Raw genomic sequence first — 19238 nt, 5'->3', positions numbered from 1 at the left:
AAACGCTGACGGAAAACCGCTTCGCACTTTTCCTGGAATTGCTCTAAGCGCGACGAGCCCGCCGCGCTCAGTCAGGCGCAGCTCTGGCAGTGACCACGGATCTCGATGGTGGTCTTTTCCGTCTTGAAGTTCTGTGCACGCGTCAGCGCCGACAACCGCTGCTCGATCGCGGTGTCGTGGAACTCGGTTACCTGCCCACACCCCTCGCAGATCGTAAACGCCGTGACCCCGTGATCATGCTCGTGCTCGTGCGGGCATGTGCAGGCAACGAAGGCGTTGAGGCTTTCGAGCCGGTGCACGAGGCCATACTCGAGCAGCTTGTCGAGCGCGCGATAGACCTGCAGTGGCGCGCGAAACCCCTGGTCGCGCAGCTTGTCGAGGATTGTGTAGGCGCTCAAGGGGCCTTCGGAATGGCTGAGCGCATTCATCACCATCGTCTGGTTCTTGGTCAGTTGCGGGGTCGTCATCAATGATGCCCTCCAGGCGTGGAATGAGACGCTGTCTCCAACCGACGCCGCCCGATCGGCAGCAGACTCAGTACGAAAAGCGCAAGTGCAGCAACGACGATAGACGGTCCCGACGGCGTGTCCCAGTGCAGCGAACCGAAAAGCCCACCGGTAACGGCAAGCGCACCGATCACCGAGGCAAGAACCGCCATTATTTCCGGCGACGTCGCAAAGCGGCGGGCTGTGGCCGCCGGGATGATCAGCAGCGAGGTGATCAAGAGGATGCCGACGATCTTCATGGCGATGGCGATCACCAGCGCCATCAACAGCATGAAGAACAACCGCGCCCGCTCCGGCTTCATGCCCTCGGCCTCGGCGAGTTCAGGATTGACCGTGGAGGCCAGCAGCGGCCGCCAGAGATAGACGATCGCGAAGATCACCAGGATGCCGCCGCCCCAGATGATGTCGATGTCGGATTCCGACACAGCGAGAATGTCGCCGAAGAGAAAGCCGACGAGATCGATGCGCACCCAGGTCATGAAGGCGACGATGACGAGGCCGATCGACAGCGCCGAATGCGACAGGATGCCGAGCAGCGCATCGGTCGACAGCGCCCCGCGCCGCTGCAGGAACAGCAGTAATATCGACACGGCAGCCGCAACGATGAACACCGCCACCATCAGGTTGAGATCGAGAAGCAGCGACAGCGCCACACCCAGCAGCGCCGAATGCGCCATGGTATCGCCGAAATAGGCCATGCGCCGCCAGATGACGAAGCAGCCGAGCGGCCCCGCCATCACGGCGATACCGATGCCGGCGATCAGCGCCCGGACGAAGAAATCGTCAAGCATCGCGCTTCTCCTTCACCTCGAAGCCATGCAGGCGGGTGTGGTGGCCGCAGCCGCAATCCTCGCCATGGTCATGCACGTTGTCGTCCTCGTCGTGGTGATGGCCGTCGCCCGGGTAACAGTGCTCGGTGATCGAACCATCAGCATGCAGCACGCGCCCGTCAGGCAGATGCGTGTGGTCGTGATTGTGGCTGTAGACCGCAAGCGTGCTGGCAGCGCGCCTGCCGAACAGCTTCTGGTACTCCGGGCTCTGGCTGACGGCCTGCGGCGTGCCGCGGCAGCAGACATGGCCATTGAGGCAGACGACCGTGTCGGTTTCGGCCATGACGATATGCAGATCGTGCGAGATCAGCAGGATGCCGCAGCCGGTGCGGTTGCGGATCTGCTTGATCAGTTCGTAGAGCGCGATCTCACCGCTGAAGTCGACGCCCTGCACCGGTTCGTCGAGCACCAGCAGGTCCGGCTTGCGGGCGATCGCCCGCGCGAGCAACGCCCGCTGGAATTCACCGCCCGACAGATGCTGCACCTCGGCTTTCGCCAGATGCAGAACGCCGGTCGCCGACAGCGCCTCCTCGATCTCCCTGCCCTTCAGCGGGCCGGTCAGCGTCATCAGCCGTTCGACTGTCAAGGGCAGCGTCCAGTCGACTGCAAGCTTCTGCGGGACATAGCCGACCTTCAGGCCCGGCTTGCGCTCGACAAAACCTTCGTCGGCCTTCAGCACGCCGATCGCCGTCTTCGCGGTCGTTGACTTGCCAGAGCCATTGGGGCCGATCAGCGTGACGATCTCGCCCGGGCTGATGGAAAACTCCACGCCACGCACCAGCCAGCGGCCGTTGCGGCTGACGCCGGCATTGTTCAACCGCACCAGCGGTGTCGTTTCTGGGGATCGGAAATTCAGCATCAAAAAATTCCGGATTGGCGGTTGCCACTGGCTATCGCACACGTTATAGCATAACGCAATTGATGTAATAACATTACATTGAAACATCGACACGTTCAACCGGACGTGTGCTCGGTGTTTCAAGTGTCCGAACTGCGCCTGTCCCTGGCCGAAAACGATAGTCGGTTCAGGGCCTTGCGTGACATTCAAGCCCGGAGAAACCGATGAAATCGTCTTCCGCCCTGCTCTTTGCCTCCACAATCCTGCTGTCTTCGCCCGTTGCAGCGGCCGGCCCCAATGTGGTGGCTTCGATCAAGCCTGTCCACTCGCTCGTCGCTTCGATCATGCAGGGCGTCGGCGAACCGTCGCTGATCGTCGAGGGTGCTGCTTCGCCCCATACCTACAACATGAAACCGTCGAACGCCGCGGCGCTGCAGGCGGCCAAGGTGGTCTTCTGGGTCGGCCCGGGGCTCGAAGCCTTCCTCGACAAGCCGCTCGATGCGCTGAGCGGCGGCGCCAAGGTGGTGGAGCTCAGCGAAGCGCCGGGTCTTGAGAAGCTGAAGTTCCGCGAAGGCGGCGCCTTCGAGGCGCATGATCACGACGACGAGGGCCATGGTGAGGAGGGCCACAAGCACGCCGAGGGCGAAGCGGAACACGACGATGCCGCAGCTCCCGAGGCTGCTGCCGCAGATGACCACGATCATGCGCATGAGGGCCATGATCACGAAGGCTTCGACATGCACCTGTGGCTCGACCCGCAAAATGCTAGGGCGATGGCAGCCGAGATCGAAAAGACGCTCACAGAGGCCGACCCGGACAATGCCGGCGCCTACAAGGCCAATCTCGAGAAACTCAACCAGCGCCTCGACGCGCTGGACAAGAGCCTGGTCGCAACCGTCGCGCCGGTGAAGGACAAGCCCTTCGTCGTCTTCCACGATGCCTATCAGTATTTCGAGCATCGCTACCAGGTGCGGGTGGCGGGCTCGATCACGGTCAGCCCGGAGGTTCTGCCCGGCGCCGATCGGCTGTCGCAGATCCACGCCAAGATCAAGGAACTGGGTGCGACCTGCGTCTTTGCCGAACCGCAGTTCGAACCGAAACTGATCAATGTGGTGATCGAAGGCACGCCGGCGAAATCCGGGACGCTCGATCCAGAGGCGGCCACGCTCGATGCCGGGCCGGACCTCTACTTCCAGCTGATGGAAGGTATCGGCACGTCGCTCAAGACCTGCCTCGCCTCGGCAAGCTGATCCGTGCTCCCAAGGCGGCATAGCCGTCCTCCCAAGGCGGCAAAGGCGCGCCACGCGCCGCCCCTCTCCGTCATGCTCGGGCTTGACCCGAGCATCCAGCGTGCCTCCCTGTGGGGCTTTCAGCCGCTGGATCCTCGGGTCAAGCCCGAGGATGACGAAAGGACAGATCAAGCCCCGGAAGTGACCGGCGGACAGGTCTAACCGATGACTGAGACCGGTCGAGGCAGGACCGGCGCACAAGGCCGAAGCCTCGCGGCCGATGGCAAAGCCAGTCCACGAGCGACCGGATTGTTCAGGCGGGCGTAAGCGTCCGCCTTTTATAGGCGCGTCAAGCGTAATGGTATAACATACAGGAAACAACGATGGAAAGACTTCCCGTAACCGTGCTGTCCGGCTTCCTTGGCGCCGGCAAGACGACGCTGCTCAACCATGTGCTGTCCAACCGCGACGGCTTGCGTGTAGCCGTCATCGTCAACGATATGAGCGAGATCAATATCGACGCCGCGTTGATCCGCGACGGCGGCGCCAACCTGTCGCGCACCGAAGAGCAGCTCGTTGAAATGACCAATGGCTGCATCTGTTGCACGCTGCGCGACGATCTGCTGCGCGAAGTCCGCGATCTCGCCGAACAGAACCGCTTCGACTACCTGCTGATCGAATCGAGCGGCATTTCCGAACCCCTGCCCGTCGCAACCACCTTCGATTTTCGCGACGAGGATGGCGAAAGCCTTACCGACGTCGCCCGCCTCGACACCATGGTCACCGTGGTCGATGCCGCCAATCTGCTTGCTGACTACTCCTCGCTCGATTTCCTTGCCGATCGCGGCGAGACGGCAGGCGAAGGCGATACCCGCACATTGGTCGACTTGCTTGTCGAGCAGATCGAGTTCGCCGATGTCGTCGTGCTCAACAAGATCGGCACGGCTACATCAGAGCAGCGCGATGCCGCACGCAAGATCATCGTCGGGCTGAACCCGGATGCGCAGCTGGTGGAAGTGGATTTCGGCCAGGTGGAACTGCGCGACGTGCTCGGCACCGGCCGCTTCGACCTTGCCAAGGCCGAACAGCACCCGCTCTGGTACAAGGAGCTGCATGGTTTCAAGGATCATATTCCGGAAACCGAGGAATACGGCATCCGCTCCTTCGTCTACAAGGCCCGCCGCCCGTTCGATCCCACCCGGTTCCAGGCGTTTCTCAATCGCTCCTGGCAGGGCGTGGTGCGGGCCAAGGGTTTCTTCTGGCTGGCGACGCGACCCTATCATGTCGGCGAACTGAGCCAGGCCGGGCCGCTGGTCAGAACATCAAAGATGGGCCTGTGGTGGGCGGCAGTGCCTAGGGAGCAATGGCCGCGCGACCCGGGCTTCCTGAAGGCTGTCGGTCCCTACATCGATCCCGTCTGGGGCGATCGCCGCCAGGAGATCGTCTTCATCGGCGCCGACCCCATGGATCAGGCGATGCTGACGGCCGAACTCGACGCCTGCCTGGTCAATGACACCAGCTTCCAGCCGGACCGTTGGCGGGATCTGCCCGATCCCTTCGCGAACTGGTCGCAGCGGGCGGCCTGATGCAGGCGGCCGGTCCAAGACCACGTCGACCGCGCTTCACCTGCATGGGCCTCAATGCCGCCGGCAGGCCCGTGCCGATGTTCGATCCGTTCTTTGATGGACAGGATAATGGGGAGGAGGCACTCGCCCCGCCCGGCCCGCTGGAGCGACTGCTTTTCGGAGAGCGGGGTCGGACTGAAGCCGCGGACATTCCGTCGCTGCGTCGAACGACGGTGTAGGGAAAATCGAAGGGGTAGCCATAAAGCGCCCCCGGACTGCTGACAAAGTTGCCGCTGGTTATCTGCCGACCATTGGCAAGCTCAAGGCGATCGGAAACTTCCTTCATTCCTGTGCCTGTCACAGGAATCCAGTCAGCCCAAGTCCTTGGGCTAAAGGGTCTTTTGGCCCGACAGACGTCGGGCCACTGGATCCCCGCCACAAGGGCGAGGATGAGGAGAGCGGGTTTCGCCCTTCGTCAATAGATTCTTTCAGAGGCTGTAATAAGTTTGAAGGGGCAGCCCGAAAGGCTGCCCTCGATCAAATCGTTCAACGCGCAGACGTCAGGCCGACGATGACGCCGGTCGCAAGGCTGATCAGCAGGAAGTCGTTGTCGACACGCACCCACTGCTGGCCGCGCGGCGGCTGGCGCAGCTTGTAGCGGCGATAATCGCGCACCTGCGCCATGTGGCGGCGCTCGGCGGGGCTCAACCGATGGCCGCGCGACCAGCGTTCCTTCTTCTTGACGATGACACGCTTTTCGATTGTCACGTGCTTGTCGACATGCCGGTCCACGTGGCGGTCGACAGGTCGACGCTGATAGCGGTCGTAGTTCTGTGCGACCTCGAAGGAACCTGCCGGCTGGGCAAAGGCTGCTACCGGTGTGATCAGGAAGGAGCTGGCGACCAGAGCGGTCAGGAGACGTTTCATCGGGGTATCCTTTCGTTATTTGCACCCCGAAAATAGGTCCGGCTTCCTGAACCGAATATGAAACGCTACATTACAAATACGTAATGATATCGAGTACTTATAAGCGTTACCTTACAGACTGATATTCTCACTCTGAGAGGCTGACGTAACGGAACAGATCGAAATCCGCCGCCAGTCCCGCACCCGACGTGTCGAAGGCGAACATGCCGGCGAAAGCGCCGGTAAACGATCCATGTTCGCCGCGGCCGCCCTCGTCCGACACCACGCCAGCGTCGAGCACCGGGCCGAGGGCCTGCCAATCGACCGCCCCGTCTGCGCGCCAGAAGAACTGCAGGTCATTGTCGCGGATCTCCATGGCAAGCCCGATCGGCCCTCCGGGCACGGCGATGCCGCTTCCGACAGGAAACTGCAGCCGGCCAAGCGGGAAGTCGCCCGGGCAGGACAGGATCGTCAGCGTCCGCCCAAGAGTCTCGTGCCAGGTGAGGCCGAGCGCATGAAACTTGTGGCGGTTGTAGTAGTGCGTCAGCCCGGCGACCTGCTGATAGGTCTCCGGCGCGAAGTCGACCAAGGTTTCAGCGCGGAAAGAATGATGCTCCTGCCGGCGGGCGACCAAAGCCTGCTCGAACCAGCTGCCGATGCTTTCGCGGGCAAAGAGCCTCAAGTGCCCTGCCCGCCTTTCCAGCGAAAAGATCCGCTCCGGCAGCGGCGTGCGCAGCCACTGGAACTCGGCCGGAAGCGCGGCCCCATCGAAATCGGTTTCGACCACGCGCGGCTCCACCAAGGCCCCGACCGGGCCTGGAGCTGCGACCAGGACTTCGGGAACCGGCCCGCCGTTTTCGAGATAGAGCCAGCCGTCATCGCGCCAGACGCATTTCTGCAGTGCCGTCTCGCGGCCAAGCGTGCAGCGACGCTCCGGCGGCAGCGGCCGGCCGCAGAGATGGGTGTGATAGGCTTGCCCGTCCGGCGTCTCGACATATTGCCCGTGCCCTGCGCGCTGCAGCGGCGCATCAGGGTGATCCTTTGACGTGATTAGGTAGGTATCGGGATGGATTTCGTAGGGACCGTCGATCGTGCGCGACCGCGCCATGGTCACGGCATGGTCGTATCCCGTGCCGCCTTCCGCCGTCGTCAGATAGTACCAGCCATTGCGCTTGAAGAGATGCGGCCCTTCGACCAGACCGAGCGGCGAGCCGGCAAAGATGTTCTTCACCGGCCCGGCCAGCCTGCGCGCGCGCTCGTCCCATTCCTGCAAGAGGATACCGTCGAAGGCCGGATGTTTCGGCGAGCCGCCTCTGCGATGGTTCCACTGCATGTTGAGGAACCATTTTCGCCCATCGTCGTCATGGAACAGCGACGGGTCGAAGCCGGAGGAATTGACGTAGACAGGATCGGACCAGACGGCTTCGATCGCCTCTGCCGTGACGATGTAGTTGTGTGCGTCCTTGAAGTTGCCGTCGAAGCGCTTGACGTCGGTATAAACAAGGAAGAACAGGCCGTCGTTATAGGAAAGGCACGGCGCCCAGACGCCGCAGCTATCCGGGTTGCCACGCATGTCCAGCTGGCTTGCCCGCTCCAGCGGCCGGCGCACCAGACGCCAGTTCACCAGATCGCGCGAATGGTGGATCTGCACGCCCGGATACCACTCGAAGGTGGACGTGGCGATGTAATAGTCATCGCCCACCCGGCAGATGGACGGGTCCGGGTTGAAGCCGGGCAGGATCGGATTGCGAATCAGGGCAGTCATTCCTCGGGCATCCTCCAATTGTCGGCCGCATCCAGCCCCAAACCGCCGTGATTTTCAAGACTGCAACGTTACAGTTGGTGACGTAGCCCACGACGCGGCACGAGTGGTTCACGCAGTATTGCCATTTGCGCCCTTCACATCTGCAGTGAAACCCACTGGCGATACTGGTTGGCACCCTGTTGTGCACAATGATTGGGCAATCGCCTGACAGCTCCATTCGACTTTAGTCTGGGGTGGCGGAACTAACCGGGAAAATCGAGCCTCGGACTTGAACGCTGGCTTGAAATCGGCACTCTGGTTGTGCTTGGCACAAAAACCAAAACAGCCACTGCGGGGAGGAAATCGATGAAAGCGTTACTCGGCTTCAGCCGACTCATAGACACGACGACCGAGTTCATCGGCAAATCGGTGTCCTGGCTCATTCTGGTCGCTGTGCTCGTCAGCGCCGGCAATGCCATCATCCGGAAAATGTTCAACATGTCGTCGAACGCCTGGCTCGAGGCGCAGTGGTATCTCTTCGGGGCGGCCTTCATGTTCGCCGCCGCCTATACACTGAGCCAGAACGAACACATCCGCATCGACGTCGTCTACGGCCAGTTCTCGCGCCGCGTGCAGCACTGGATCGACCTGTTCGGTCACGTCTTCTTCCTGATGCCGTTCGTGCTGCTGATGCTCTATTACTTCGTGCCCTACGTGAAGATGTCCTACATCTCGGGCGAGGGCTCCTCCAGCGCCGGTGGCCTGATCATCTGGCCGGCCAAGGCCATCCTGCTCTTCGGCTTCCTGCTGCTCGCCTTCCAGGGCGTATCCGAAATCATCAAGAAGGTCGCGATCATGACCGGCAACATGGACGACCCGACACCCTATGTGCCGACCCATGCACCGCTTGACGACGTCGTCGCTCCGGAGGCCCGTCCATGATCGAATTCATTGCTGAAAACCTGGCACCGATCATGTTCGTCTCGCTGATCGTGTTCCTGCTGCTGGGCTATCCCGTCGCCTTCTCGCTCGCCGCCAACGGCCTCCTGTTCTTCATCATCGGCGTGGAGCTCGCTCCGCTGTCGGATTCGATCAACCTGTCCTGGCCATTGCTCAACGCGCTTCCCGACCGGTTCTGGGGGGTGATGTCGAACGACACATTGCTTGCCATCCCCTTCTTCACCTTCATGGGGATCGTGCTCGAGAAATCGGGCATGGCGGAAGACCTGCTCGACACAATCGGCCAGCTCTTCGGCCCGATCCGCGGTGGTCTCGCCTATGCGGTCATCTTCGTCGGCGCGCTGCTTGCAGCCACCACCGGCGTGGTTGCAGCCTCGGTCATCGCCATGGGCCTGATCTCGCTGCCGATCATGCTGCGCTACGGCTACGACCGCAGGGTCGCATCGGGCGTCATCGCTGCCTCCGGCACGCTCGCCCAGATCATCCCGCCATCGCTCGTTCTGATCGTTCTCGCCGACCAGCTCGGCCGCTCAGTCGGCGACATGTATGCCGGCGCGCTTATCCCGGGCCTGGTCCTGACCGGCCTCTACATGATCTATATCCTGATCATGACCTTCGTCCGGCGTGACTCGATGCCGGCCCTGCCGCTGGCCGCCCGCACACTCGGCTCCGGCGTCACCTCACTGATCGTCGCGCTCATCGTCGCCGGCGCCTTTGCCTACGCGGCGCATATCTATCTCTATCCGACCCATGGCGAGAACGCCGACATCCTCGGCGCCACCGTTGGCGTCGGCTTCATCTACGTCGTCGCTCTTCTGGATCGCGGCTTGAAGATCAATGCGATGTCGCGGCTTGCCCAGCAGGTCATCATCGTGCTGATCCCACCGCTGGCGCTGATCTTCCTCGTGCTCGGCACCATCTTCCTCGGTATCGCCACGCCGACAGAAGGCGGCGCCATGGGTGCGGTCGGTGCACTGATCATGGCGGCGGCCAAGGGCCGCCTGAGCATGGACGTCGTTCGCTCGGCCCTGGCGGCAACCACCCGGCTTTCCGCTTTCGTGCTGTTCATCCTCATCGGCGCCCGCGTGTTTTCGCTGACCTTCTACGGCGTCAACGGCCACATCTGGGTCGAACACCTGCTGACGGCGATGCCGGGCGGCGAGACCGGCTTCCTGATCACGGTCAACCTGCTCGTCTTCTTCCTGGCGTTCTTCCTCGACTTCTTCGAGCTTGCCTTCATCATCGTGCCGCTCTTGGCTCCGGCCGCCGACAAGCTCGGCATCGACCTGATCTGGTTCGGCGTGCTGCTCGGCATCAACATGCAGACCAGCTTCATGCATCCGCCGTTCGGCTTCGCGCTCTTCTATCTGCGCTCGGTCGCGGCCAAGGTGCCCTATCTCGACAGGGTCACCGGAAAGATGACACAACCGGTGACGACAGGGCAGATTTACTGGGGGGCTGTGCCCTTCGTCGGCATCCAGATCATCATGGTGGCGCTGACGATCATGTTCCCGCAGATGGTCATGCACTACAAGGGAAGCGGCGAAGTCATCGATCCGAACACCATCAAGATCGAGGTGCCCGGATTCGGGACCGGTGGCGGCGGGCTTACGCTCCCCGACAACGGCGGCGGCCTCGGCCTTCCCGGCGGTCTCCAGCTTCCGGGCGGCAGCCCGCTCGACCAGAAGCCGGCGGACCAGAACGGCGGGGCTGGCGCACAACCGCAGACGGCGCCGTCAAACGACCTGAGCCAGCCGCCTTCGTTCAAGTAACGTTCGGCTTATGCAGACAGAGGGCGGCCCCGTAAAGGGCCGCCCTCTCAGCTTGCTGCCCCCCGAAGATCGCTTTCTGGCAAACGGGCATCCCATTTTCCCTCATCCTCGCCGTTGTGGCGGGGATCCAGCGACCTGACGTCCGTCGGGCCAAAAGACTCTTTTCAGCCCAAGGACGTGGGCTGACTGGATTCCTGTGACAAGCACAGGAATGATGGAGGTTTTGGATGGCGTTCGGGCTTTCCCCCGCAAACTTGCGATGATCGAACATGCCCTTGTCGGCAGTCAGGGCTGGCCCCACAAGGGCCGCCCTCTTCATGTGGCAACAAGCCTGCTCCAGCCACCGATGTCCGCTCAATCCAGCCGCTTGGCCGGATTGTCGCGATACCAGTCGACGATCATCGGCATCATCTCCTCGAACGGGCCGCCGACGAAAACATTGAGCAGGCCCATGCGCGACGTGCTCTCGTTGCGGAAGTCGTGCATCGTTCCGCGCGGGATGACACAGATCGATCCCTTCTCCATTTGGTGCCAGGTGTCGCCGACCAGGATGCTGGCGGTCCCCTCGATCACGTAGAAGATTTCGTCATTGTCGTCGTGCGTATGCGCCCCCGGCCCTTCGTGCCGCGCCTCCACCCACCATTCGGAAATCGAGAACCGACCTTGGGTCTCCGGGCCGTCGGCTTTGAACACGGCCTGTATCGCGCCCATGTCGTAGCGCCGGCCGCCGTCCGGCCCGTGCACGATCGATTGGCTTTCGCTCGGCATGGCATCCTCCTCATCGAGCGTTAAGACAGCAACCTTACCACGAAATCTGGAGACCGCGTCCACCCGCAAGCCGGAACGAAAAAGCCGCCCGCAACCGAAGTTGCAAGCGGCTTTCATTCCGGTTCGATGCCGCTTCCCATCAGCGATGGAAAGCGCTGTAGCCAGTCGCAGGCTTAGAGCTTGCCGCCCCGCTGCAGGATCATCATGAAGGTGTCGTAGTTGTATTCGGCGATCTGGGCGTTGAGGTAGTACTCGCCGCGGAATGCCTTGATCGAGTCCCAGATCTTCTTGAAGGTCGGGTTCGAAGCTTCCATTTCGGCATAGACTTCGTTCGCCTTTTCGAAGCACGCCGACAGGATTTCCGGGCTGAACGGGCTGAGCTTGGCGCCCGAAGCCACCAGGCGCTTGATCGCCGACGGGTTCAGGTAGTCGTACTTCTGCAGCATGTTTGCGTCGGTTGCGTGGCAGGCGGTGCGCAGCAGCGACTGGTAGTTCTTCGGCAGGCCGTCGAACGCCGCTTTGTTGAACATGGCGTGGACCGTCGGGCCACCTTCCCACCAGCCGGGATAGTAGTAGTAGGGCGCGACCTTGTAGAAGCCGAGTTTCTCGTCGTCATAGGGGCCGACCCATTCGGCAGCGTCGATGGTGCCCTTTTCGAGCGCCGGGTAGATGTCGCCGCCGGCGATCTGCTGCGGCACGACGCCGAGCTTTTCGACCACCTTGCCGGCGAAGCCGCCGATGCGCATCTTCAGGCCCTGCATGTCGGCAACGGTCTTGATTTCCTTGCGGAACCAGCCGCCCATCTGCACGCCGGTGTTGCCGCCGGGGTAGCCGACGAGACCCTGGGTCGCCAGGAACTCGTTGAATAGTTCGATGCCGCCGCCATGGTAGTGCCAGGCGTTCATGCCGCGCGCGTTGAGCGCGAAAGGAACGGCAGCGCCAAGCGCCCAGGTCGGGTCCTTGCCCCAGTAATAGTAGGCGACCGTGTGGCAGGCCTCGACCGTACCGGCAGCGGCAGCATCCGCAGCCTGCAGGCCGGGCACGATTTCACCGGCTGCAAAGACCTGGATCTGGAAATTGCCGTCGGTTGCTTCAGAGACATATTTCGAAAGGACTTCGCCGCCGCCATAGATCGTGTCCAGCGACTTGGGGAACGACGAGGCAAGGCGCCAGTTGATCTTGGGATTTGCCTGCGCGATCGCAGGCGATGCGAGCGCCGATGCGCCAGCCGCAGCCAGGCCACCGAGGCTTGCGTTTTTAATGAATGAACGGCGATCCATGGTTCCTCCCTATTTCCGCCGAGGCAGAATCCGGCGCAACCGTGGTCGCGCCTCCGCCCAATGGAACCTCACCGCCTTTGCGGCACGTGCGAGGCCCCGCTCCTCCTCCCAAAGCGTCGCGATCTCCAGGATTCGCTCGCTGCGCTTTAAGCTCTACTGCAGTTTCCTTAAATCCTATTCGATTTAAGAATAAAAACATGCAGCAATTCAAAGTGCTACAGCGACCTTTGCGTGTCTCATAAGACGCGCGGCGCTGTAGTTTCTGCAAAGCCGCTGCGCACGGCATGCTTTGGAGCCATCCGTGTCGCAGCGCGAACCGGTGGCATCGACGCACCTTACACGCTCACTTATGCATGTCCAGCGGACGCTTTCCGGCGCATATTCGACTTTTGTCTAATGCGCCGGAAAGTAATCGGAATTGCTCAAAATCGAGGCAAATCAATGTATTCGCAGGATCAGAGCTCGGCCGAAGAGGCCCAGAGATTGACGTCGGCTTCGCGCGCGTAAAGGTCGATCTCGGCCAGCTCTTCCGCCGTGAACGTGTCGTTTTCAAGCGCCTTGACGCAATCGACGATCTGCTCGGAACGGCTGGCACCGATCAGCGCCGAGGTGATGCGCCCGCCGCGCAGCACCCAGGCGAGCGCCATCTGCGCCAACGTCTGGCCGCGCTTTTCGGCAATGCCGTTGAGCTTGCGGATGTTGTCGATGATCGCCGGACGGATGAAGTCCTTCTTGAGGAAGTGGTTCTGTGCGGCGCGGCTGTCCTGCGGAATGCCGCCGAGATACTTCGTCGTCAGCATGCCCTGGGCGAGCGGCGAGAAGACGATCGAGCCGATGCCGAGATCTTCGAGCGTGTGCACGAGGCCGTCGTCCTCGATCCAGCGGTTGAGCATGGAATAGCTCGGCTGATGGATCACGCAGGGTGTGCCGAGTTCCTTCAGGATCGCGGCCGCCTCGCGGGTGCGCTGCGAGTTGTAGGAGGAAATCCCGACATAAAGCGCCCGGCCCGACCGCACGATATGGTCGAGGGCGCCGCAGGTCTCTTCCAGCGGCGTGTCCGGATCGAAGCGGTGCGAATAGAAGATATCGACATAGTCGAGCCCCATGCGCTTCAGGCTCTGGTCGCAGGACGCGATCAGATACTTGCGGCTGCCCCACTCGCCATAGGGACCCGGCCACATGTCGTAGCCGGCCTTGGATGAGATGATCAACTCGTCGCGCAGATGCGCGAAGTCCGTGCGCATGATCTCGCCAAAAGCGGTTTCGGCCGATCCCGGAGGCGGACCGTAATTGTTGGCGAGATCGAAATGGGTGATGCCCAGATCGAAGGCAGTACGGCACATGTCGACCTTGCGGTCGTGCGGGGTGTCGCCGCCGAAATTGTGCCAAAGCCCCAGCGAGATCGCCGGCAGCTTCAGGCCGGACCGTCCGACGCGGTTGTACTTCATGGTGTCGTAGCGGTTTTCCGCCGGTAGCCAGGTCATCGCAATTCCTCCGCGATCGGGTTTTGATGGCGAATAAGAGACCGCCATCCTGCAAATGAGAAAGGTTTCCGCGGCTGCGGAAACCTCTGTTCAGAAACGTCTAAACTGGTCCGATGCAGCTATGAAGCGGCAGCGGCACGATTTCCCGATATTTCTTCTTGAGGTTCGATGAGCAGCGCCCGCGCCTCCTCGATCCCGAGGGCTGCCGGCTGGGTGCAGGTGGTACTGAGTTCGATGAACCGCCCTTCCTCGCCCGACTTCAGGATCGATACCATCACGTCGACGCCGTGCAGCGCGCGGTCAAGCGAGCAGCGGGCATCGCGACCCTCGAGAATGGCGATCGCCATGTCGGCAAGGCCAGCCGTGCGGTAGTTCGCCATCGGGCCCTGCGGGTGCTCCTGGTTTTCGACGGCAAAGGGATGATCCCACATTTCCAGCGGCTGGATGTTCTTGTCCCGGCCGCTCGCTTCGACCTTGCCGCCGAAGAAGTTGGGATCAGGGACGAAAATCGAGCCCTCCGTGCCGTAGAGCTCCATATTGGCGTGGCGATGCGACCAGACATCCCAGCTCGCCGACAAGGTGATCGTTGCGCCGTTTGCGAACTCCAGCAGCGCATGGATGTTGGTCGGCGTCTTCACCGGGATGACCTCGCCGTTGCGCGGCTCGCTGGTAATGGTGCGTGTCGGATTGGCCATCGAAGACAGCGCTGCCACGCGCTTCACCGGACCGATGAGGTTGATCAGGTTGGCGATGTAGTAGGGCCCGAGATCGAGGATCGGACCGCCGCCGGGAAGAAAGAAGAAGTCCGGGTTCGGATGCCACATCTCCATGCCGGGGCTGAGCACGTGGCAGGTGCCCGACGTCACGCGGCCGATCTTGCCGGCGTCGATATAGCTGCGGGCAAGCTGGTGGGCGCCACCGAGGAAGGTGTCGGGGGCGCAACCGACCGTCAGGCCCTTGGCCTTGGCAAGGGCGCGGAGTTCCTCACCCTGCTCCAGCGAGAGCACCAGCGGCTTTTCCGAGTAGACGTGTTTTCCCGCTTCGAGAATACTCTTGGATACCGGGAAATGCGCATCAGGGATCGTCAGGTTGACGACGATATCGACATCCGGGTTGGCGAGAAGCGCTTCGATGCTCTGCGCTTTGACGCCATACTCAGTCGCCCGTGCTTCGGCTGCCGCCGGATTGATATCCGCGCAGGCGACGACTTTGATGCCCCTGAAAAGCGGGGCAAGCTTGAAATAGGTGGTGGAGATGTTGCCGCATCCGATGATGCCGACGCCAAGTTCCTTGGTCATGGATCTACCTGTTTTTCAGTAGGATTGGATGGAGGCGAGCGAGCGCTTGGCGAAGCGCTGGAAGTCACTCGGATTGTCGTGCTCGGCAATGAAATAGCGCGCCTTGGTGCCGGAGAGCGCCTGGAACAGGCCCTTCCAGTCGACCGTACCCTCGCCGACATCGGCCCAGCCGTCTTCGTCCTTTTTCTCGCCCGTCGGCGCGATGTCCTTCACATGCACGGCAGTGATCCGGTTGGCATATTTCTTGATCCAGGCGATCGGGTCGGCGCCGCCGCGGATGATCCAGGCGATGTCGGCCTCCCAGGAAAGATCCGGCCCACCCTCGAAGATCAGGTCCTGCGGAATGCTGCCATCCGGCAGGGCGAAGAATTCGAAGTCGTGGTTGTGCCAGCCGAAGATGAGGCCGGCATCGCGGTAGGGCTTGCCCGCCGCCTGCAGGCGCTCGCCGAAGGCGCGCCAGCCGGCCGCGTTCGTCGGGCGATGCTCGGGCAGGAGATAAGGGCAATAGATCGCCCGGATGCCGAGCGCCTTGGCGATTTCAAGCACCCGTGCCGGATCGCTTTCGAGCATATCCAGGCCGAAATGCGCCGTCGGCATGGCGAGGCCGTTCTCGTCGAGACCGTGCTTGAAGCTTGCGATCTCCGCATCGCTGAGCGCCGCATAGAGCGCGCCGTAACCTTCGACCTGGCTATATCCTGCCTCGCCGATCGCCTTCAGCACATCGGCGAAGGGCGGGAAGTTGCGGGCGCTATAGAGCTGAAAACTGACGTCTTTCATCGAAAATCCTCCTCGGGAAATCATCGTGATCGGTCTGATCGGCCAGGGGCGGGACGAGACCCGGCCGGGTTTTTCGTCATCCGGCCCTGAGCCAGGCGTCGTAATCCGACACCAGCAGATGGACGGGGGCTGTGTCCTCCTCGATCGCCGAGAAGCGACCAACGGGTTCGCGGAAGTAATTGTCGGTAAGGTCGTCGTTGACGGTCGAAACCTCGCCCATCAACACGTCTCCGTCTTCCGCCCAGAAGGCGTGCCAGTTGCCGGGCAAAAGCGTCACGCTTTCGCCGGGCATGAGTTTCAGGAGGTCGCCGGCCTTCAGCCGACGCAGGCGCGCATCGGTCGCTACCTCGACGTCGCTTTCGTCGTCGACAGAGCCGTCGGAGTGCGAATTGTACATCTGCAGCACCAGCGTGCCACCGCCACGGTTGATGATGTCCTCGGTCTTGGCGGCGTGGCGATGCAGCGGGTTGACCTGACCGTTGCGGGTGATCATCAGTTTCTCGGCATAGACCATGCCCTGCCCCGTCGTCAGGTTCGAGGCATCGCCATTGCGCAGCGTGAAGAGCACGAGACCGACCTCATCGAAGCGGCCCTTGCCGTAATCGGTGATGTCCCATCCGAGCCGGGCATCGAAGATCGTCGGGCAATCCGAAGCGACGCGCGACTTCATTTCTTCCGGCGACCAATAGGCAAAGGGCGGAAGCACGAAGCCGAAGCTGCGCATGAAGGCATCGCTGCTGGCGATGATGTCATTGACGTGGCTGCGTTTCACGGTGGGTCACCCCTTTCCCTGGCAGGATTCAAGATCGAAGGCGGCAAAGCGCGGCACCGTGCCTTCGGCAAGTGATGTCTTCGGCGTGAAGCGGATGACCTTCGTTTCACCTGATGTGAGATCGAAGGCATTGTCGGCGTAGCGCCCGGCGACGTCGGCCTCGATCATCACATGCAGCGCCAGGCCACTCGCCTTGATCGAGACGTCGTAGGCGCCGTCGCCGATTGGCAAGACCTCAAGCGACAGCTTGGAGGGCTGAAGATCGAGAGCCTTATAGGTGCCCGGCACGTGATGGCCTTCGCCACGCATGCCGTTCGACGCCTCGAACGACCAGAACAACAGTGCGTTTTCGGGAATGTCGCGCGCCGCGATGCTCACCAAGGTCGCCGCGCGGTCCGGCGAGCAGGTGCCTGCTGCCGCCATCAGCGGCGTGCGCGCACCGTCAAGCGTAACGACGAAGGCCTGCAGTTCCACAGTCACCGGCGCGGCGGTGTCGTTGACCATCGAAAAGGTGATTTCCTTGCCGTCGGCGGACGGAATGGCGGCAACGGCCACCGGCTGGAAGAAGCGGCGCACCATGTAATGCATGGCCTTCCAGCTGCCGCCGTAGTCGAGGCTCGACCAGGAAGCGACCGGCCAGGTGTCGTTGAGCTGCCAGTAGAGCGTGCCCATGCAATGGGGCTTGAGCGAGCGCCAGTAATCGACGGCCGTGCGGATCGCCAGGCCCTGCTGGATCTGGCTGAGATAGACGAAGCTTGGGAAGTCCTTGGGGAAGCGGAAATAGCGGAACATCGTGCCGGCAATGCGCTCGTTGCCGCCGACGTTCTTCTGGTGGCTCTCGATCACCGGCGACGCGATGTTGAGGTCCTTCTCGGCAGCAAACTGCCGGATGACGGGCATGGAGGTATAGGACTGGAAACCGAACTCCGAGCAGAAGCGCGGGCGCACGGACCGGTAATTGTCGAAGGATTTGTTCTCGTGCCAGACCGACCAATAGTGCATGTCGCCGGAACCGTCGGAATGCCAGGCGTCGCCGAAATCGAGATAGCCGGAGGCCGGGCTTGAGGGCCACCACAGTGCGTCCGGCAGCGCCGCCTTCAGCGCAACTTCGACCGTACGGTTCAGGCGGTCATAGGAGACGAGATAACGGTCGCGATCCTTGCGCGGCTCGTCGAACCAGGTGAGCGCGCCCACCAGCTCGTTGTCGCCGCACCAGAGCGCGATCGACGGATGGGACGACAGGCGCTTGACCTGGTAGTCGACCTCGGCCGCGACGTTGTCGAGGAAATCGGGCGTCGAGGGATAGAGGTTGCAGGCGAACATGAAGTCCTGCCAGACCATCAGGCCCAGCCGGTCGCAGAGATCGTAGAACCAGTCCGGCTCGTAGAAGCCGCCGCCCCAGACGCGGATCATGTTCATGTTGGCGTCAAACGCTGAGCGCAGCAGGTCCTCGACACCATCAGGCGTCACCCGTGACATCAGCGCGTCGGCCGGGATCCAGTTGGCGCCCCGACAGAAGATCTCGCGGCCATTGACGCGAAAGGCAAAGCGGCTTCCCGCCTCGTCCTTGTCGGTCAGAAGCTCGATCGTGCGAAAGCCGATCTGACGCGTCACCTGCTCCTGTGGCACTTCCACGGTCAGCATCGAAAGGTTCTGCTCGCCGCTGCCGGCCGGCCACCAGCGTTTCGGCTCACTGACGGTAAAGACGTGGGTGATGCGGGTCTCGCCGGTGCCGACGGCGCAATCGAGCCGCTCCCTTTGGCCGTCGAGAGAGAAATGAACCGGGACGATGCCCGGACCATCGGCAAAGAGCGTGACCGTTACCTGCAGATCGACCGAGCCGTCGCCGAGCCAGATCTGCTTTGTCGTCACATGCTCGATGCGGGCGATCTCCAGCCGGCGCAGCGCCAGCGTACCGTAGACACCGAGCGGCGCAATCGCGATGTTCCAGTCCCAGCCGAAATGGCACTGGGGCTTCCTCAGCATGTTGCCGTTGGCGATCGGCGAATTTCCGGGGTGGTAGGGCACGTAGAAGGGCTGCGCCCTCTGCCGGCGTGCACCCTCTGATATCGAGGACGGCAGCACGATGCGGATACGGTTTTCACCGGCGACCAGCGTACGGGAGACATCGGGCCGATGACGGCGGAAGCAATTGTCGGCCTCGAGCACGAGCCGGTCGTTGACGAAGACCGAGGCGACCGTGTCGATGCATTCGAGGTCGAGATACCAGTAGCCGCCGAGATCATCCGCATCGATCGACACTGTGCGCTCGATCACCCAATCCTCGTGCGCCACCCATTGCACGTCATCCTCGTTGCGACCCACATAAGGGTCGTCGATGATGCCGGCCCTTTGCAAAGCCGTGTGCACGTCGCCCGGCAGCGCCATGGTCGTCGCGTGGCTTTTATCGCTGGAAGCGAGCTGCCATTCTCCCGCGAGGTCGAGATAGCAAGCGGTTCGATTCGGGTCCTGGGAGAGCATTTCCATATTCCGTTGATTGCCGGCGAAA

At 62.1% G+C, this 19238-nt stretch carries 16 protein-coding genes; 4 read left to right on the top strand and 12 right to left on the bottom strand.

Features of this window, described 5'->3' with window-relative positions; genetic code table 11:
- Window positions 1–71 precede the first annotated feature (71 nt).
- The 3 genes from ASD03_RS15860 to ASD03_RS15850 are packed head-to-tail and all read right to left on the bottom strand — an operon-like array spanning window position 72 to window position 2195.
- Window positions 72–467, bottom strand: a complete 396-nt coding sequence (locus tag ASD03_RS15860; RefSeq protein ID WP_025427318.1) for a Fur family transcriptional regulator — start codon at window positions 465–467, stop codon at window positions 72–74.
- Window positions 467–1297, bottom strand: a complete 831-nt coding sequence (gene znuB, locus ASD03_RS15855; RefSeq protein ID WP_025427319.1) for a zinc ABC transporter permease subunit ZnuB — start codon at window positions 1295–1297, stop codon at window positions 467–469. Before znuB ends, ASD03_RS15860 begins: the two co-directional genes overlap by 1 nt.
- Complete coding sequence (locus tag ASD03_RS15850; protein ID WP_025427320.1) at window positions 1290–2195, bottom strand: ATP-binding cassette domain-containing protein; 906 nt, start codon at window positions 2193–2195, stop codon at window positions 1290–1292. The genes znuB and ASD03_RS15850 overlap by 8 nt, the downstream gene beginning before the upstream one ends.
- A gap of 203 nt (window positions 2196–2398) precedes the next feature.
- On the opposite strand from ASD03_RS15850, the gene znuA reads away from it, so the two are divergent.
- Both znuA and zigA read left to right on the top strand, forming a co-directional pair.
- Entirely contained in the window at window positions 2399–3424 is a 1026-nt protein-coding gene (gene znuA, locus ASD03_RS15845; RefSeq protein ID WP_025427321.1) for a zinc ABC transporter substrate-binding protein ZnuA, read from the top strand.
- A gap of 362 nt (window positions 3425–3786) precedes the next feature.
- Window positions 3787–4989 carry a zinc metallochaperone GTPase ZigA gene (zigA, locus tag ASD03_RS15840; protein WP_025427322.1) on the top strand — a complete coding sequence of 401 codons (1203 nt, stop codon included), beginning with the start codon at window positions 3787–3789 and terminating at the stop codon, window positions 4987–4989.
- Window positions 4990–5514: 525 nt separating this feature from the next.
- On the opposite strand, the gene ASD03_RS15835 is transcribed toward zigA, so the two are convergent.
- Window positions 5515–5895: an RcnB family protein gene (locus ASD03_RS15835; protein ID WP_025427323.1), complete on the bottom strand. Its 381-nt coding sequence runs from the start codon at window positions 5893–5895 to the stop codon at window positions 5515–5517.
- 127 nt (window positions 5896–6022) lie between these two features.
- Window positions 6023–7639 (bottom strand): glycoside hydrolase family 43 protein, encoded by a 1617-nt coding sequence (locus ASD03_RS15830; protein WP_025427324.1) that lies wholly within the window; start codon window positions 7637–7639, stop codon window positions 6023–6025.
- A gap of 345 nt (window positions 7640–7984) precedes the next feature.
- On the opposite strand from ASD03_RS15830, the gene ASD03_RS15825 reads away from it, so the two are divergent.
- Both ASD03_RS15825 and ASD03_RS15820 read left to right on the top strand, forming a co-directional pair.
- Window positions 7985–8560 (top strand): TRAP transporter small permease subunit, encoded by a 576-nt coding sequence (locus ASD03_RS15825; RefSeq protein ID WP_025427325.1) that lies wholly within the window; start codon window positions 7985–7987, stop codon window positions 8558–8560.
- Window positions 8557–10350 carry a TRAP transporter large permease subunit gene (locus ASD03_RS15820; RefSeq protein WP_025427326.1) on the top strand — a complete coding sequence of 598 codons (1794 nt, stop codon included), beginning with the start codon at window positions 8557–8559 and terminating at the stop codon, window positions 10348–10350. Before ASD03_RS15825 ends, ASD03_RS15820 begins: the two co-directional genes overlap by 4 nt.
- Before the next feature lie 354 nt (window positions 10351–10704).
- On the opposite strand, the gene ASD03_RS15815 is transcribed toward ASD03_RS15820, so the two are convergent.
- The 7 genes from ASD03_RS15815 to ASD03_RS15785 all read right to left on the bottom strand — a co-directional run bounded on the left by ASD03_RS15815 (window position 10705) and on the right by ASD03_RS15785 (window position 19210).
- Window positions 10705–11118: a cupin domain-containing protein gene (locus tag ASD03_RS15815; RefSeq protein ID WP_057214282.1), complete on the bottom strand. Its 414-nt coding sequence runs from the start codon at window positions 11116–11118 to the stop codon at window positions 10705–10707.
- A 173-nt stretch (window positions 11119–11291) separates the two neighbouring features.
- A complete protein-coding gene (locus ASD03_RS15810; RefSeq protein ID WP_025427328.1) occupies window positions 11292–12398 on the bottom strand; it encodes a TRAP transporter substrate-binding protein in 1107 nt (368 codons plus the stop codon).
- Window positions 12399–12853: 455 nt separating this feature from the next.
- On the bottom strand, window positions 12854–13882 hold the full coding sequence (mgrA, locus tag ASD03_RS15805) for an L-glyceraldehyde 3-phosphate reductase (RefSeq protein WP_025427329.1): 1029 nt from the start codon (window positions 13880–13882) through the stop codon (window positions 12854–12856).
- 119 nt (window positions 13883–14001) lie between these two features.
- Window positions 14002–15180, bottom strand: coding sequence for a Gfo/Idh/MocA family oxidoreductase (locus ASD03_RS15800; RefSeq protein ID WP_025427330.1), 1179 nt, complete (start codon window positions 15178–15180; stop codon window positions 14002–14004).
- A gap of 15 nt (window positions 15181–15195) precedes the next feature.
- Window positions 15196–15957 carry a sugar phosphate isomerase/epimerase gene (locus ASD03_RS15795; RefSeq protein WP_025427331.1) on the bottom strand — a complete coding sequence of 254 codons (762 nt, stop codon included), beginning with the start codon at window positions 15955–15957 and terminating at the stop codon, window positions 15196–15198.
- Between the two features lie 76 nt (window positions 15958–16033).
- Complete coding sequence (locus ASD03_RS15790) at window positions 16034–16729, bottom strand: D-lyxose/D-mannose family sugar isomerase (protein ID WP_025427332.1); 696 nt, start codon at window positions 16727–16729, stop codon at window positions 16034–16036.
- Between the two features lie 6 nt (window positions 16730–16735).
- Entirely contained in the window at window positions 16736–19210 is a 2475-nt protein-coding gene (locus ASD03_RS15785; protein WP_025427333.1) for a glycoside hydrolase family 2 protein, read from the bottom strand.
- Window positions 19211–19238: the final 28 nt, after the last annotated feature.

This window comes from Ensifer sp. Root127 (genome assembly GCF_001425225.1).
Lineage (GTDB): Bacteria > Pseudomonadota > Alphaproteobacteria > Rhizobiales > Rhizobiaceae > Ensifer > Ensifer canadensis.
This window is presented reverse-complemented; position numbering and strand designations above follow the sequence as displayed.

Coding starts and splice junctions, on each gene's coding strand:
- ASD03_RS15860 (WP_025427318.1), bottom strand. CDS start 467: ATGACGACCCCGCAACTGACCAAGAACCAGACGATGGTGATGAATGCG.
- znuB (WP_025427319.1), bottom strand. CDS start 1,297: ATGCTTGACGATTTCTTCGTCCGGGCGCTGATCGCCGGCATCGGTATC.
- ASD03_RS15850 (WP_025427320.1), bottom strand. CDS start 2,195: ATGCTGAATTTCCGATCCCCAGAAACGACACCGCTGGTGCGGTTGAAC.
- znuA (WP_025427321.1), top strand. CDS start 2,399: ATGAAATCGTCTTCCGCCCTGCTCTTTGCCTCCACAATCCTGCTGTCT.
- zigA (WP_025427322.1), top strand. CDS start 3,787: ATGGAAAGACTTCCCGTAACCGTGCTGTCCGGCTTCCTTGGCGCCGGC.
- ASD03_RS15835 (WP_025427323.1), bottom strand. CDS start 5,895: ATGAAACGTCTCCTGACCGCTCTGGTCGCCAGCTCCTTCCTGATCACA.
- ASD03_RS15830 (WP_025427324.1), bottom strand. CDS start 7,639: ATGACTGCCCTGATTCGCAATCCGATCCTGCCCGGCTTCAACCCGGAC.
- ASD03_RS15825 (WP_025427325.1), top strand. CDS start 7,985: ATGAAAGCGTTACTCGGCTTCAGCCGACTCATAGACACGACGACCGAG.
- ASD03_RS15820 (WP_025427326.1), top strand. CDS start 8,557: ATGATCGAATTCATTGCTGAAAACCTGGCACCGATCATGTTCGTCTCG.
- ASD03_RS15815 (WP_057214282.1), bottom strand. CDS start 11,118: ATGCCGAGCGAAAGCCAATCGATCGTGCACGGGCCGGACGGCGGCCGG.
- ASD03_RS15810 (WP_025427328.1), bottom strand. CDS start 12,398: ATGGATCGCCGTTCATTCATTAAAAACGCAAGCCTCGGTGGCCTGGCT.
- mgrA (WP_025427329.1), bottom strand. CDS start 13,882: ATGACCTGGCTACCGGCGGAAAACCGCTACGACACCATGAAGTACAAC.
- ASD03_RS15800 (WP_025427330.1), bottom strand. CDS start 15,180: ATGACCAAGGAACTTGGCGTCGGCATCATCGGATGCGGCAACATCTCC.
- ASD03_RS15795 (WP_025427331.1), bottom strand. CDS start 15,957: ATGAAAGACGTCAGTTTTCAGCTCTATAGCGCCCGCAACTTCCCGCCC.
- ASD03_RS15785 (WP_025427333.1), bottom strand. CDS start 19,210: ATGCTCTCCCAGGACCCGAATCGAACCGCTTGCTATCTCGACCTCGCG.